This window comes from Planctomyces sp. SH-PL14 (genome assembly GCF_001610835.1).
Lineage (GTDB): Bacteria > Planctomycetota > Planctomycetia > Planctomycetales > Planctomycetaceae > Planctomyces_A.
The window spans coordinates 2,848,412-2,864,545 of the sequence record NZ_CP011270.1; the positions used below are offsets into that span (position 1 = coordinate 2,848,412).

10 protein-coding genes are annotated in these 16,134 nt (G+C 67.3%); 6 read left to right on the forward strand and 4 right to left on the reverse strand.

From position 1 onward, the window contains the following. Positions 1–33: 33 nt before the first annotated feature. Entirely contained in the window at positions 34–3,396 is a 3,363-nt protein-coding gene (locus VT03_RS11150; protein ID WP_197489301.1) for an EAL domain-containing protein, read from the reverse strand. 286 nt (positions 3,397–3,682) lie between these two features. Here VT03_RS11150 and VT03_RS11155 point away from each other — a divergent pair, with 286 nt between their 5' ends. The 5 genes from VT03_RS11155 (at position 3,683) to VT03_RS11175 (ending at position 9,920) form a co-directional block, all read left to right on the forward strand. After that, entirely contained in the window at positions 3,683–4,900 is a 1,218-nt protein-coding gene (locus tag VT03_RS11155) for a hypothetical protein (protein WP_075093054.1), read from the forward strand. A 52-nt stretch (positions 4,901–4,952) separates the two neighbouring features. Next, positions 4,953–6,281 (forward strand): dicarboxylate/amino acid:cation symporter, encoded by a 1,329-nt coding sequence (locus tag VT03_RS11160; RefSeq protein WP_082846129.1) that lies wholly within the window; start codon positions 4,953–4,955, stop codon positions 6,279–6,281. 44 nt (positions 6,282–6,325) lie between these two features. Then, positions 6,326–7,654, forward strand: a complete 1,329-nt coding sequence (locus tag VT03_RS11165; RefSeq protein ID WP_075093055.1) for an ABC transporter permease — start codon at positions 6,326–6,328, stop codon at positions 7,652–7,654. A gap of 51 nt (positions 7,655–7,705) precedes the next feature. Beyond that, positions 7,706–8,293, forward strand: a complete 588-nt coding sequence (locus tag VT03_RS11170) for a DUF447 domain-containing protein (protein WP_075093056.1) — start codon at positions 7,706–7,708, stop codon at positions 8,291–8,293. Between the two features lie 400 nt (positions 8,294–8,693). Beyond that, positions 8,694–9,920, forward strand: a complete 1,227-nt coding sequence (locus tag VT03_RS11175) for a lactate racemase domain-containing protein (RefSeq protein ID WP_075093057.1) — start codon at positions 8,694–8,696, stop codon at positions 9,918–9,920. A gap of 24 nt (positions 9,921–9,944) precedes the next feature. Here the strand turns inward: VT03_RS11175 and VT03_RS11180 are convergent, their stop codons facing one another. From VT03_RS11180 to VT03_RS11190, 3 genes are all read right to left on the reverse strand, one after another. After that, on the reverse strand, positions 9,945–11,111 hold the full coding sequence (locus VT03_RS11180; protein WP_075093058.1) for a sialidase family protein: 1,167 nt from the start codon (positions 11,109–11,111) through the stop codon (positions 9,945–9,947). Between the two features lie 485 nt (positions 11,112–11,596). Next, positions 11,597–12,964: a serine/threonine protein kinase gene (locus tag VT03_RS11185; RefSeq protein ID WP_075093059.1), complete on the reverse strand. Its 1,368-nt coding sequence runs from the start codon at positions 12,962–12,964 to the stop codon at positions 11,597–11,599. Between the two features lie 611 nt (positions 12,965–13,575). Next, positions 13,576–15,354, reverse strand: coding sequence for a hypothetical protein (locus VT03_RS11190; protein WP_075093060.1), 1,779 nt, complete (start codon positions 15,352–15,354; stop codon positions 13,576–13,578). Between the two features lie 359 nt (positions 15,355–15,713). Here VT03_RS11190 and VT03_RS11195 point away from each other — a divergent pair, with 359 nt between their 5' ends. Beyond that, positions 15,714–16,103: a DUF5658 family protein gene (locus tag VT03_RS11195; RefSeq protein ID WP_075093061.1), complete on the forward strand. Its 390-nt coding sequence runs from the start codon at positions 15,714–15,716 to the stop codon at positions 16,101–16,103. The last annotated feature ends 31 nt before the right edge of the window (positions 16,104–16,134 follow it).

Genomic DNA, 16,134 nt, shown 5'->3' on the forward strand with positions numbered 1-16,134 from the left:
CCAGGGTGCCCCTGGACCCGGTTGAGGCTGCAGTTATGACGGCACGGATGACGAGACTCCCGCCTCGGGGAGTGCCGCATCCACCGGGACCTCTTTGAGTCGCAGCGCAATCAGATTCTCATTCGTCAGCGGCCGGGCAAAATAAAAGCCCTGGGCATAATCGCACCCCAGCTCAAGCAGCTTGGCCGCCTGCTCGGCCGTCTCGACCCCTTCCGCCACCACCTTGATCTCCATGCTCCGGGCAATCGTCGTCAGCCCCTGGATCATCGCCACGGCGTCCTCGGAGCGGGAGATCTCCCCGATCAGCGACTGGTCGATCTTGAGCGTGTCGACCGGGAATTGGTGCAGAGAGGCGAACGACGAGCAACCCGTCCCAAAATCGTCGATCGACAGCTTGAGGCCGAGCGCCTTGATCGCGTTCATCGCCCGCACGGCCGACTTGATGTCCCCCGCAAAGAAGTCCTCCGTCACCTCAATATGGATCTGCGACGGCTCGATACCGTACGTCTGCAGCGCGGACGCAACGACGTTCGGCAGCTCCCGCTGCGAAAACTGCTTCCGCGAGACATTGATGCTGATCGACGGCGGAGCCCACGGCCCCAGCATCTTCCGCCATTCGGCAAACCGTCGGCACGCCTCGCGGAAGACCCACTCGCCGATCATCAGGATCAGCGACGATTCCTCGGCGACCGGAATGAACTCCCCCGGCGAGATCAGCCCCTGATCGGGATGCTTCCAGCGAACGAGGGCCTCCACCGACTCCAGCGACCGGGTGCGGAGGTCGTAGATCGGCTGGAATACCAGGAACAGCTGGTTCTCCGCGATCGCGCGGTGCAGGTCCGACTCCAGCCTCATCCGCCGCCGGACCCGCTCGTGCATCGACGCGTCGAACAGGACGTATCGCGACTTGCCGTTCCGCTTCGCCTCGTACATGGCGGTGTCGGCGTCGCGGACGACGTCCTCGGGGCGGTCGTAGCGGGGCGAGCCGACCACGATCCCGATGCTCGCCGTGGAGTAGACCTCGTGCTCGCCGATCACGTACGGCCGGGCCAGGGCTCCCATCAGCCGGTCCGCCACGACCCGGGCGTCGTCCGGGGTGCGGAGTTCGGTCAGCAGGACGACGAACTCGTCCCCTCCCAGCCGGGCGGTCGTCGACTCGTCGAGATGGCAGCTCACGGAATCGACGCCGCGGATCTGCTCCCGCAGCCGCGCCGCAATCTGGACCAGGAGCTCGTCCCCCGCGTCATGCCCCAGGCTGTCGTTGACGATCTTGAAGCGGTCGAAGTCCAGGAACATGACGGCATAGCCGAAGTGCCCCGTCCGGACCGACCGCTGCATCTGCTGGGACAGCCGGTCGAGGAACAGCGCCCGGTTGGGGAGCTTCGTGAGCTGGTCGATGCGGGCCGATTCCCGCAGCCGTTCCTCGGTCTCCTTGAGCGAAGTGATGTCGGAAAGAGAGCCGGCCATCCGCCGGGCCCGTCCCTGATCGTTCCGCACCGCCTCGCCGCGGAACCGGAACCAGCGAAACGGGCCAGGCTTCGTCCGGAGCCGGCAGACCGCGTCGAACTGATCCCCTTCCTCCAGGTGCCGCTGGAGCTTGTCCATCACCTCCTGGCGGTCCTCGGGGTGAACGTGCTCATCGAATGACTCGAAGCGATGAGCGAATTCGTCTTCCGCGTACCCCAGCAGCTCCTTGAACCGCCGCGAGTAGAAAACGTTCCCGGACAGGACGCTCCAGTCCCAGATCCCGTCGTTCGAGCCGCTGAGGGCCAGCTCGAACTGCTCCTTGGTCTCCCGCAGGGCCGCCTCGGTCTGCTTCTGCTGGGTCAGGTCCTCGGTGAACATCATCAAGCCGGCGATCGAACCGTCGCCATGCCGCCACGGACGGACTTCCCAGTGCAGGATCTGGTCGCAGTCCGCGTCGTCCGGCCGCCAGATGTCGAGCGGGTTGGTGACCGTCTCCCCGGCAAGGCATCGCTGGTGCACCTCCCGCCAGCGTCCCGGCAGCTCCGGGAAGACTTCGTAGTGCGTCCGGCCGATGATCTCCCGGCCTTCGAGGCCGTAGTCGGTGATCCACCGCTCGCTGACCGCCAGGTACCGCATGTCCCGGTCGAACATGGCGATGGCCGCCGGCGCATGCTCGACAAAGGCCAGCAGGAGGGCCCGTTCGTTGGCCATCTCCAGCTCGGCCCGCTTGCGGGGGGTGATGTCGGTCCCCATCACGACGTACTGGGAGACGCGCCCCTCGCCGTCCCGGAAGGGGACGATCGTGTTGTCGACCCAGTACAGGCTGCCGTCCGCCGCGCGGCAGCACATCTCTCCATGCCAGTTCCCCTCAGCGAGGGTCCGCCAGATCCCGTCCCACTGGGCGTCCGCGTCCGGCCCGGCGTCGAGGAGGCGATGGGTCATGCCCGCGAGCTGCTCCCGGCGATACCCGCTCTGCTGGCAGAACTTGTTGTTCGTATGCGTGAAGTAGCCGTACTGGTCGATGACGGAGATGATCGCATGCTGGTCGAGGGCGTACTTCAGCGAGCCGAGCTCCGCCAGCGTCGATTCCGTCCGCTGCCGCGCCGCCTGGGACTCGGCCCGCGCCGCCCGTTCCCGCTCCTCGCGGCGGAGGACTTCGCGAAACAGCGAATCGATCTGGCGCGCCAGCCGGCCGAGTTCATCGTGCCGCCCTACCTTCAGTCGCGCGTCGCGGTTGCCGAGCGCGATCTCGTCCGCGAAGCGGGACATCGCTTCCACGGGACGCAGGACCGACTGGCGGATGAGGAGGTAGACCCCGGTCGAAAGGAGACCGATCGCCCCCAGGAGTGCCAGCCCCAGCCGCCGCGTCCGGATGTCATGGGCCGCCTTGAGCAGGCTGCCGTCGATGCGGATCGCGACCAGCCCCGGCGTCGACGGTCCCTCCGCGAAGGGGCGGACGAAGGGGAGAAGCAGCTCGACCGTCTCGATTGTTCCAGGAATCCGGCGGAACTCCGCCTGCCCCGTCTCCGCCGCCCGGGCCGCCGCATCCGCCGAGTCCGCGAGCTCGGGGATCTCGGAGAACGACCGGCCGGTCCAGACCGATTGGTTGGCGATCGCGACGGTCAGGGGAACGGCGGGAGGTTTGCCGTTCGCGATCACGACGGACTGCACGCCCGGCTCCGCCACATAGGAGGCGGCGAGCCGCGTCAGCAGCACGCGGTTGGCGTCGGCGGACGCGACGTCGGCCAGCGTCCGGCCGAGGGTCCAGGCCTGCGTCTGCAGATGCCGCTCCCGCTGGCTCTTTTCGCTCTCCCCGATCCAGTGCAGGCCGAGCATCGCGATGGCCAGCGTGCCGCACACGAGCGGCAGCACGACCGTCGCCCGGATGCCGAGCCGAGCGCGAGCGAGAGGAAAGGCGTTCCAGGGCATTCGGGTTCCGAGCGGCATCACGACACGGCGGCTCCTGCCCGGATGCTCCTGCCGAGTGTTATCGAACGGCCCATGGAGCTTGCCTATCGCGCTCCCGGGTGATTCCTTCGGGGCCGGCAAATAGTCACGAGGCGGATGCGACTTTTCCGAACATTCCGGAACGATCGACTGTTCCCGGAAGAACGACATCCCTGTCAACGACCGCTAAACTCGGCACGACCCGTCATCGACCCTCACCGTCGTTCCCTTTTCGTTCGAAATCCCTTCCCGCTCGCGAAAGGATGCCATGAGAACGTTCTGGCTGATCGCTCTGGTTCCGCTCCTGCTCCCGGCCATTCTACGAGGCGAGGAACAGGTCGAGGACCGTTCCGGACAGCCCTGCTGGATCCTGCGGAGCGACCGGGTCGAAGTCGCGGTGACGAAGGTCGGAGGCCACATGGCGCCGGTCGTGTTCGACCGGACATCGGAGAAGCCGATCCAGCCCTACTACGTCAGCCCGTGGCAGACGGAAAAGCGGACGCTCGACGTCCCCGTGCTCGTCCCGCTGCGGGGGGACTTCTTCTGCATGCCGTTCGGCGGCAACGCGGAGGCCTTCAAGGGCGAAAAGCACCCGCCGCATGGCGAGGTCGCCGGTTCTCCCTGGCAGTTCGTCTCTTCGGTCGACGGAACGACGGCGGACGGGAAGCGGCTGCACACGCTGACGCTCGCGCTCGAAACCAAGGTTCGGCCGGGGAAGGTCACGAAGCGAATTCAGCTCGTCGACGGGGAGGATGTGGTCTACACGCAACACGTCGTGGAAGGGTTCCGCGGTCCGGCGCCCGTGGCCCATCACGCCACGCTCGCCCTCCCCGAAACGCCGCGGTCGGTCGAAATCCGCGTCAGCCCGTTCCGGTTTGGCCGGACGAACCCGGGGGTCTTCAGCGATCCGGCGAACCGCGAGTACCAGGCTCTCGCCGTCAACGCGCCGTTTGAGGACCTGCGGAAGGTTCCGGTCCGGTTCAAGGACGCCTCCGACGCCGATCTGACCGCGTTCCCGGACCGGACCGGGTATGCCGACCTCATCGCCCTGGCGAACAAGCCGGACGGGGCGAACCCCGCCTGGGTGACCGCGTTCAACCGCGAGACGAAGTCGATGTGGTTCTCGCTGAAGGACCCGGCGGTTCTGCCGATGACGGTCTTCTGGATCGAGAACCGCGGCCGGCACGCCTCCCCCTGGGACGGGCGGAACCGGTGCCTGGGGCTGGAAGACGTGTGCGCCTACTTTGCCGACGGCCTCGTTCCGTCGGTCACCCCCAATGCTCTCAACGAGCAGGGGGTCAAGACGGCCCATGTCCTCAGCGGCGAGGAGCCGTTCGTCGTCAACTACATCCAGGGAGCGGCCCCGGCGACGGGCGCGGCCGGACGGATCGAATTCGGCCCCGGGGCGATGACCGTCCGGGGCGAGGACGGGACGGCCAAGACGGTCCCGGTCCGGCACGAATTTCTGAAAACAGGGAAGCTCTGAGCTGGCAGCGCGCGAGGCCCGGAGTCACTTCACGAAGAAGGGGACACGACCGATGTCAGGACCGCCGCCGCAACCGCATGCCGGCCCGGCTCAAGGGAGCGAACTGTCACGTCCGGAGCACGGGGACGCATCGCTGCTGAGTCTCTGGAGCCGCATTCCGCTCTACATCCGGATCCTGGCCGGCCTGCTCCTCGGCATCGTCGTCGGGGTCGTGCTGGGGCCGCATGCCCACATCCTGGAGGTCCCGAGCAAGCTCGTGCTCCGGCTCCTGGGGGCCCTCGCGCCGCCGCTCATTCTGCTGGCGGTGGTCCAGGTCCTGATGCGGGCGGAGCTTCCCAAGGGGGCCGCGTTCCGGCTGCTGAGCCTGCTGCTGCTCAACACCTGCGTGGCGATCCTCATCGGCCTGCTGGTTGCCAACATCCTTCAGCCGGGACGGTGGATCCCGGTGAAGCTCGAGGAGCCCGCGAAGGAAACCGCCGTCGTCAATCCGCTCTCGCTGTTCCTCGACAACATTCCCAAGAGCGTTCTGGGGCCCTTCGGGGACGAGGGGAAGGTGATCTCGGTCATCATGATCGCGGTCGCGTTCGGCATCGCGCTGCGGAGCCGGAAGGACCGCTCGATCGCCACCGTGTCGGACCTCGTCGACACCGCGCTCGAGACGCTGCTGACGCTGCTGCACTGGATCATCGAGATCATCCCGCTGGCGGTGTTCGGGATCGTCGCGTCGCTGATCGGCGTCCGGGGGTTCCACGCGTTCGTCCCGCTCGGGGGCTTCATCGTCGCGGTGCTCCTGGCCCTCGTGCTTCAGGTGGTCTACTACCTGGTCCGCATCCGCTTCGGGTCGTGGGTCGATCCCTTCAAGGTCCTGCACGACATGCGGGACGCCCTGGTGATGGCGTTCTCGACCGCCAGCTCGACGGTGACGATGCCGGTCACCTACTCGGCCCTCCGGGAGCGGGTCGGCCTGCGGGAGCGGTCGGCGAGCCTCGGCGCGCTTGTCGGGGCGAACTTCAACAACGACGGGACCGCTCTCTACGAGGCGATGTCGGCGCTGTTCATCAGCCAGCTCGTCGGGCAGCACCTGACGCTCGGCCAGCAGTTCATGGTGGTCCTGACGTCGATCGTCGCCTCCGTCGGAGCGGCCGGGATTCCCGAGGCGGGGATCGTCACGATGACCCTCGTCTTCAAGGCGGTCGGACTCCCGACCGAGTACATCCTGACGCTCCTGACGGTCGACTGGTTCCTCGACCGCTGCCGGACCGCGGTCAACGTCATGGGGGACGTCAACGTCAGCTGTCTCCTCGACGGCCACACGCCGGAATCGGCCGAGGTTCCTGCCGCAGCCCTGTCCGTTTCCGCGCCCGAACCGCCTCCCCCGTGATTGTCGTCCGGGCCGGTCCCTAGATCACCTCCTGAAGCGCCGCCATGAATTCGCCGCTCCGAAGACTCCTGGCCGACTACGGCATGGTCGGCGTGCTGCTGATCTTGTGCACTGTCTTCAGCGTGCTGACGATCCGGCCGCAGCCGATCTCGGGCGAAGGGGGCGGGGCGGGCCTGGCGGAGGAACTGCTGTCGCGGCACCCGGGGGGCCGGTTCGTCGTCATCGCCGGGAGCGGAGCGGAAGAAGCGGCCTTCGTCCGAGGCTTTGAAGGGACGATGTCGCGGGGCAACGGCCGGGTCGTCACCGCGGTTGCCGGTGAACCGCGTGCAGGGCGGCGGACGCTGACTGCCGCCGCCCAGGAGTCGCCGGTGCCCGACGCGATCGCGGTCTCGCCCGCGGCGCGGCAATGGGTTCTCTTCGACTCGCTCGCCGCGGACTTTCCGGCGCTGAAGGACGTTCCGCTCGTCGCCCCCCAGAGCCGCTCGTGGCCCGACTTCCTCAAGGTCGGAAACCTTCTCAACATCGCCAACCACATTGTCGTCGTGGCGATCATCGCCATCGGCATGACGATGGTGATCATCACCGGCGGTATCGATCTCTCGGTCGGGAGCGTGATCGCCCTCTCGGCCGTCGTGACCGGGCTGCTGATCGAGCGGCGATTCGGAGCCGAGAGCGCCACGACCGGACAGATGGTGGTGGCCGCCGCCGGAGGGCTGGCGTGCGCCGCGGCGATCGGCCTGTTCAACGGGACGCTGGTGACCCGCCTGGGGCTGCCGCCGTTCATCGTCACCCTGGGATCGATGCTCATCACGAGCGGCATGGCCTACAAGGCGACGAAGGGGGAGGAGATGCACCACCTCCCGGCGAGCTTCACCTGGCTGGGGCGAGGGACGCAGTGGGGGATTCCGAACTCCGTCCTGCTGCTGCTCGCCCTCTACATTGTCGCGCACCTCCTGATGTCCCGGACGATCCTCGGCCGGCATCTCTACGCGGTTGGGGGAAATGCCGTCGCCGCGCGGCTCTCCGGGATCCGGACCGGGCGGGTTGTCCTCTTCGCCTATATCGTCTGTTCGATCCTGGCCGGCATGGGGGGCGTCATCATGGCTTCCGAGCTCAAGAGCGGCTCCCCCCGGTACGGCCAGATGTACGAGCTCTACGTCATCGCGGCGGTCGTTGTCGGGGGGACGAGTCTCTTCGGCGGTCAGGGGACGATGTTCGGGACCCTGGTCGGCGCGCTGATCATCGCCGTCATCCGAAATGGGATGAATTTGTTGCATGTCGAGTCGTACACGCAGAATGTCATTTTTGGATCCGTTATTCTGGGGGCTGTGGTTCTCGATCAGTTCAAAGATCGACGGCTTCGCTCGGGTTGAGCCCGAGACGTCCGGACTGCGCATCCGGAGGCCGTGCCGGGGAGTCGTGCCATGCCGCAGATCATCGAAGGAATCCTGACGACGCGGAACGAGGACGGCACGACGAACGTCGCCCCCATGGGGCCGATCGTCCGCCCGGACTGGACGGAGTTCGTCTTTCGCCCCTTTCCGACCTCCGTCACCTACCACAACCTCAAGCGGACCGGGCAGGGGGTCTTTCACGTCACGGACGATGTCCGGCTGATCGTGGAAGCGGCCCTCGACCTGCCGTCCCCCGAGCGGGAGTTCCAGCCGACCAGTCGGGTTGAAGGGGAAGTCCTGGCGCAGACGTGCCGCTGGTACGAGGTCGAGGTTCAGTCGATCGACGAATCGGGCCAGCGCCCCCGGATGGCGGCCCGGGTTGTCGCCGAGGGGCGGATCCGCGACTTCTGTGGCTTCAACCGGGCGAAGCACGCCATTGTCGAAGCGACGATCCTGGCGACGCGGCTTCACCTGCTGACCCGGGGGGAGGTCGATCGGCAGATCGCGATGCTGGGGGTCACGGTCGAGAAGACCGCGAGTCCCGAGGACGCCGAGGTGTTTGAGATCGTCCGGCGGTTCGTCCGCGAGCATGTGCCGCCGACGCCGATCGAGGCGTAAGGAAACGACGTCCTTGCCGGGACGACTCGATAGCTCAAACCCAACGTGCCACGGCAGCCTGGGTCAAGGGGGTCTCACCCCCTTGCCGCCGGAGGCCTCTTCTCGGAGGAACCGTGGGACACAACGGGCGCCCCTTTGTGGAACCGGCGTTGAGAACTCACCGCTCGCCCGGAAATCGAAGCGGGTTGGTGAGGGGGGCATCCGGCACGGTGTCCGCGTTTGGACACGTGGTCCTTCAGACATCTCTCGACGAGAGGGCCTCCGGCGGGCAAGAGGGGCGTTGCCCCCTTGCATCCCCCACCAGGGGTGCCCCCTGGACCCCGGATTATTCGTCCGCTGACACGGCTGCCTCCTCCCTAGACGCTCGTCCCTACACCCTCATCCCCTCTATGATCCCCGGATGTCACAGATCCCGGTTTCCATCGCCTACGGCAGCGCCCGTCCCCTCTCACTTTCTATCGACCCGGCCCGGCTGCGCCTGAACTTCGTCCCCCCCCCGGCCGTCGCCGGACTGACGGAAAAGCTCGACGAACTCCTCGAACAACCGCTGGAGTTTCCCGCCCTGCGACAGGCGATCGTCCCCGGCGACCGCGTGGCCCTCGTCCTCGACCAGCGCGTCCCGCAGGGAGAACAGGTCCTCTCCAGCGTCGTCCGGCTTCTGACTTCGCATGGCGTCGAGGCCGGGGACATCCTCGTGCTCCAGCCGGCCGATCTCCGCGGCCAGCGGGCCCGCGATCCCCGCGGCGCCCTCGCGCCGGAAGCGGCCCGCGACGTTCAGTGGGCCACCCACGACCCCACCATCGAGGACGGCGCAGCCTACCTTGCCTCGACCGCTGGCGGCGAGCGGATCTATCTCAGCAAGAAGCTCCTCGACTCCGACGTCATGGTCATCCTCGGAGCGACGACGTTCGATCCCGTCCTCGGCTATCGCGGCACCGGCAGCGCACTCTACCCGGGCCTTTCAACGACCGAGGCCCTCCGCAAATCGATGGGACAGGGGCACGACGAACTGGGCCCGGACGACAGCCGCCCGATCCGCCAGATGATCGATGAGATCCAGTGGCTCGCCGGACTGCAGTTCGTCGTTCAGGTCATTCCGGGAGCGGGAGGGATGGCCGGGGGAGTCTTCGCCGGATCGGCCGACGCCGTCTTCCGCGAAGCCCGCGCGGCGCTCGGCGCCGCATGGAAGATCGCCGCCGGCGAGCGGGCCGAGATGGTCATTGTCTCGGTCGACGAGCCGGCGTCGCGGCAGACCTGGTTCGAGATCGGAGCCGCCCTCGACGTCGCCCGCCGCCTCGTCTCGAAGGACGGCCGGATCATCCTCCTGAGCCAGATCCAGGCGCCGCTGTCGGAAGGGATGGAGATCCTCCGGGAAGCTCACAAGCCGCGCGACGCCCTGAAGCCGCTCCGCGAGCGTCAGCCCGCCGACCTGATCCCGGCGACCCAGATCGCGCAGGCCCTCGACTGGGCGAACGTCTATCTCCTGAGCCGCCTTCCGGGTGACACGGTCGAAGACCTGTGCATCGTTCCGCTCAACGACATCGCCGAGGTAGAGCGGCTCGTCGAACAGGCCGAAGACGTCACCGTTGTGGGCGCGGCGCATCACGTCAGCGTGACCGCGTCTTAAGGCGCGTCGGCGGGACGGTGCCGGCTAAGCGAACTTCCAGATCGCCTGCCGCAGTTGTGCTTCGGGAGCGGTCTTGAGCCGCTCGTACCACACGGTCACGAGCCGACCATCCGCCCGCTCGACCGTCGACGGATACCCCAGGTCGCCCCCCGCTCCATCCCCGGAAATCGTCGCCGGCGCGCTCCACGTCTTCCCGTGGTCCTCGCTCACCCGCACCTGATTCCCGAACGGCGCCCGCCGATAGCCGTACGACATCAGGAGCCGCCCATCCCGCAGCCGCAGCAGATGGCTCGGCAACCCCCATACACCGATGGACCGCGGAACGGACCACGTCTTTCCGCCGTCCGTCGACTCCGACTGCAGCGTCTCCCCCGCGTTCGGCTTGTTGTGGTTCCGGATGTGGCACACGATCGTCCCGTTCGCCGCCTCGACCGCGTGCATCTCGTGATACTCCTTGTGATTGTCTCCTGGCCGCGTCGGGATATCGGCGAGCCATTCCCAGCTCTGACCATCATCGGTCGACCGGCACACCCCGACCTTCCGGTCCGGCTCCCAGAGCGCCACGCCGGGATAGAGAAGCCCGCCGCCCGTCAGGCTCACCGGTCCGTGCGGACTGTTGACCGGCACCCGGTAGCGGGCTGACCAGTTCACCCCGCCGTCGGTCGACCGCAGCATCCAGCATCCCAGCTCGGCCTGCCGCTGCTCGGCGGAGATCCGGTTGTGAACGGCCCGCCACTCGTTGAGCAGCTTTTCGTCCCAGGCTCCCGGCTGTCCCGCCGCGATCGCTTCTGCCTTCTTGAGCACCGGCTCGTAGGCGAGCGACGTGAACGTCGTGATGAGGATGGTTCCCTTGGCGGTTTCGACGACGCCGGCATCGCGGTCGTCGATGGGACCGTCGTAGATCACCTGTGGCCACCGCCACGTCTTGCCGCCATCCTGGGACCGCATCAGTTCCACGCGGCCGAACGGACAGACGTGCGTCTCCCGGCCGCCGGAGAAGACCAGCAGGAGTTCGCCATTGGCCCGCGCCGCGACCGTTGGCCAGCCGTGATAGAGCGGGGCCTTGTAGCTGATGATCCGGGTCTCTTCGACCTCGATCCCGGGGCCTGCGGCGGGGGGTGTGTCGCCCCAGGCGGTCCGCGCGCCGAGTGCCAGGACCATGGATGAGCGCAGCCAGTTCCGGCGATCCATTCGGTTCACGTCACGCCTTTCCGCACGATGCCGCGGTTGGCGACGCGAGCGCGAAGGGCGCTCCGCCGGTCCGGGCACTTTGTTCATTGTGCCGCCAGACAGGAGGATCGCAACCCGCGCGGAATGGCCGGCTCAAATCGCGTCCCAGCCGGCACGGCTCCCATAGCTCAAACCCAATGTGCTACGGCAGCCTGGGGTCAAGGGGGCCACGCCCCCTTGCCGCCGGAGGCACTCCTGTGAGGAACCGTGGTATGCAACGGATGCCCGCTTTGTGGAACCGGCAGTGAGAACTCACCGCTCACCCTGGAATCCCCGCGGGTTGGTGACGGGGCATACGACACGGTGTCCGCGCGTGGACACATACTTCTTCCGACGGTGTCCGACGAGACGGCCTCCGGCGGGCAAAGGGCCAGAAAGACAACACAGGCCCCTCTGCACTCCCCACCAGGGTGCCCCTGGACCCGACTTGATGTCGTTCTCCTGCCTTAGAGCTGAGTCGGCTCCGGTTCCCCCTGCAACGCCGGTTCGGCCCGCGCCGGCTTCTCCTCCTCGCGTGCGGTCACCGGGAGACCGAAGCTGGCGATCAGCAGCAGCGCGCCGCCAAACACGATCCCCAGCACAAGCGCATTCTTCACGACCCAGGTCACCCCATCCCCACCATCCGTCAGATGCCCCGCCGGACGCGCGGGAGCAAGCGAGATCGTCGGGACGTCGGTCTCCGGGTTCGTCGGGTCGGGCCCCAGAGGAGGCAACGCCGCTCGCGATCCCTCCTCGGCCACCGGCCGCGCGAGACGAAGCTCCGGTCCCGCGACAGGCGGAACCGCAGGAGCCAGGCTCGCGATCACGTTCATGTCCGAAGCCGGAGGCGATTCGGACTGCGACCGGTCGAGGGCCTCGGCAACGTCCACCATCGTCCAGAATCGGTCATCCGGCCGCGGAGAAACGAGCCGATCGACAATGTCGGCGAGCGCCGGCGAGACGCCGGGACGAAGCGTGCGGACCGGAGGGGTCGGCTCCTGCCGCCGCGCCGACCAGGAACGGTCGTCGCCGCCAGGAGCGGGCGCTGAATGACCGGTGAGGAGGGAATAGAAGGTCCGGCCGAGTCCGGCCAGGTCATCCCCCCCGCTGAACTGGGAGCCGTCTGCCCCGGGCTCGGAAGCTGAGACCGGGACAAAGCCGGCCGGCAGCACCCGGACGGTGCCGGCGGCATCGATCAGCAGGTTCTCCGCGCGGACGTCGCCATGCCGCTGTCCCGCCTCGTGCAGGCGGGACAGCCCCTGGACCGTCTGCCGGAAGAGGCTCACGACCTCGCTCATCGGTATGGCGTTCCGCCGGGCCCGCGTCTCCAGGATCTCGGCGTCGTCGTGTCCGTCTTCCAGCGGCATCGCGAGGTAATGGATCGCATTGATCCCCGCGGAGTCCGTTCCGACATCGGAGATCCGCAGGAGGTGCGGATCCTCGGGGATCGACGCGGCCTCCATCGACTGGCGGAGCCGCTCCAGAATGGCCTCGTCCGGACCGCGGCGGGGAAGGTCGATCTTGAGCACGCAGGGCTCGCCGGTCGGGACACGCTCCGCGAGATAGGTCGATCGCGTCTCCTGCCGGTGCAGGGGCTTTCGCAGCCGATACGGTCCCAGGTGGAAGCCGTGGAACTTCCCCTGCAGCAGCGCCTCGGACTGCCAGGGGGTGACCAGGCCGCGGCGGACCATCTCGTGAGCGAGCCGATCGGCGTCCCACGAACAGGCCCCGCGGAACTCAAGGTCGCGGACAAAGTCACTGAGACGGGATTCGGAGACGATTCCGCTCAGGCGCGTTCCAGCCAGGAACGATTCGACGGTGTGCAGGGAGGACATGAGGACCGATCCGGCGCGAAGCGTTTCAGGGACTCGGAAAGGGGAGCCGCCGGAGATCGCCCGCCAGAATTCGGCGGATGCGAAAATCTCGCACAACAACTCCTCGTCCTACTAACGTTCCCGATAGAAACGCCGCGGGACAGCCCGTTGACCCGGAAGCGCACGAATCACTGCGTTGATGAAAGGAAGCAACGCGAGACACCCGGACGGTCGTCACATTCGGAACAGACGTCAGATCCGGCACTGTGTCCCAACCGGGTCCAGGGGCACCCTGGTGGGGGATGCAAGGGGGCAACGCCCTCTTGCCCGCCGGAGGCCTGGCCGTCGAGAGATGTCTGAAGGAGCACGTGTCCAAGCGCGGACAAAGTGTCGTACGCCCCCTCATCTAACCCGCGGGGATTGCAGAGTGGGCGGTGTGTTGTGAGGGAGTCCTCAACGCCGGCTCCACAAAGGGGACGTCCGTTGTGTCCCATGTTTCAGCGAGGAAGAGGCCTCCGGCGGCAAGGGGGTGAGACCCCCTTGACCCCGGCTGCCGTGGCACGCTGGGTTGAGCTGAGACGCTGTGCCGGCAAGGACGTCGTCCGAGCCAGCGGGACAACGCATTTCTACCGCTAGCCCCTGTTAGCTCCGCTGGGCTTCGACTGTTGGGGAGCGCCCCCCTCCTCCGAGATCTCCTCCGGCCGGAAGGCGACATCGATGAGAGTCGTCACCCCCCGTCCGGACTTGCTGAACCCCTTGCGGAGATGGAACCGCCACAGGAGTTCCTCGTCCGGCATGTCGAGGACCGGCGTCGACGGGATGAAGGTCTCCAGCGTCTCGCCCGGAGCGAGCTCGTGGCCCAGCTCCTGCCCCTTGAGAACATTCTGGTCGGTGTGCGGATGGGTCAGCATGTAGCCGAACGCGCGGTGGTCCGAGGCCTTGGCGATGAAATTGTTCGTCTGATATCCCGGAGTCAGCCCGATCGGCTGCTTCGTGTAGACGAGATACCGGTCCAGGACCGGAATCGTCTGGTCCTGGGAGACGTTGCGGAAGCGGATCCAGAGCTTGACGACCGGCCCTTCCGGGAGCGGGGCGAGCGACGGATCGACGGGGTTCACGTACTCCACCATGCCGCGGGTCAGCCGGACCGGCTCGACCTCGATGTTGCCGAACCGCCGCTTCTCACCCAGGCGGATCCTGTGGCCCGGATTGAGCTCCACATCCTGCTGCATCACCTTGACCTGGCCCGCCTTCAGGACCGGCATGTCCGGAAGACTTTCGAGCCGGTCCTCGCGGACCGACTTGTCCATCAGCCGCTTGAACAGGATTCCGGCGGCGATCGTCGACAGGACCGCGTAGCTGATGAGCGCGATCTTGAGAGTATCGCGCTTCGGTGCGGGCCTGGACGCGGGGACGCGGCTGGTCGAAGGCCCGGAGTCCGAAGTGAAGGCTGAGTCGGACGCAGCCGAAGAGTGCCACGGCGCATCGCCGGTTGCCTCATCCGCCGCCGGAGCGGCCCCCGTCATCGCGGCCACGCCCAGCGCCGCGGCCCCGAAGGCCGCTGCTTCTTCGAGAGGGAGCGGAAATCCCGCCGGCAAGGTCTCGAGTGTCTGCTGCTCAGCCGCCGCCTCGTCCGCAGGTGTCGTAGGGCTGGCGTCGCCGCTGGCAACGTCGCCGGTCGGACTCAACTCCGACGGAGGCGCGGTCGGCGCGGGCGACGAAACGGTCGACAGTTCATTGGCGGTCAGAGAGGACGTTGCGGTCGGGAAGACGAACGTCGCGTACGGGTCTTCTCCCTCGTGACCGGGCATCGGTGCCGGCTCGGGCGCCGTCACAGGTTCGGCGGCCGCGTCGGCCACGCTCGCCTCTGCGCTGACTGCCGGGACGTCGGACGGGGGGGCAGGTTCAGCTTCCGATGCCGCCGGTTCCACGACCGCGGCATCGGCCACGGTCGGCGGCTCCTGCTCAGTCTCGAAAGGGGGCTCGACGCCGATATCGAGCGCCGCCAGTCCTCCATCCTCGGGAAGGGGGATCGGAACCGTCGTGTCGAACACCGGGCGCGGGAAGGAGAATTCCCCCGGCTCGTTGGCCAATGGCGAGGGATTCCCCGGCGTCTCCGGGCTCTCGCCGAATTCCCCGGTCCCCGATTCCCCGGTCCCTGTTGCCCCTGTCCCCGCCGTTCTGGTCTCCTCCGCTGCCGCGGTCGGTTCCAGGGGGAGCGTGTGGACGGAGGACTCGGCCGCCGCTTTGACCGCCGCGGCATCGAGCACATCCGTGTTCGACTCCGCCACCTTGTTCAGACCCAGCCGTCCTTCGGAGGAGGCCAGCGTCGAAGAAGGGAGATCGTCGAAGATCGAGCTGCTGACTTCGTCCGGAGGAGTCTCGGCCCGTCCGACCGAGGAATCACTCATGACGTGCGAATCTTGTCCATCCGGGCGCGTACCGGGATCTGAGTTGTTGAGCGACATAAAGCCTAGCGTGCCATCGCCAAAGACCGTTGAAGCCGCCATCGTGCCATGCCGCGGAGGAATTCGCAACACGCTGTCCGAAAGGACAGTTTTCCGGATCGCGCTGCCGGGAGCCGTCGGTGGAAAGCGGGCGTTTCCGTTCGCCTGCGGGGCAGCTGTTTCCGTAGACTCCTCGTCAGGGACGGGCGATTGAACGGGTTGTGCCGGAGCAGCCATCCCGCGGAGCGCGGTCGGACCAGCCGATTTCCGAGCCGTCGCCGGCACGTTTCTCCCCTGGCATTCGAATCTCGCAGGATCAGGCCATGACCGACCGCCGCCGTCACCGAGGCTGGAAGGAACTGCTGCTGGGCCGGCTGCCGCTCGAGACGGAGACGAACGTCTTCATCCTGGTCAACCTGCTCGACTTCTTCATGACGTACTGGATGCTCATGTCGGCTCAGCCGGAGAACGGCCGGTTCTACGAGGCCAACCCGTTCGCGAGCTACTTCCTCTACCGCTGGGGGGTGACCAAGGGGCTGCTGGGCTACAAGCTGACAACGGTTCTCGTCGTCTGCCTGATCGCCCAGATCGTGGCCCTCACGCGGCTGGAAACCGCGCGGCGGCTGCTGATCTTCGGGACGCTCGTCATCGCCGGCGTGGTCGTCTACAGCGGCCTGCTCTACGTCCGCCACACCGGCGGCCCGCTCGTCTGAGGTCCCAGGCAGCGGCGATCTCGACGCTCGT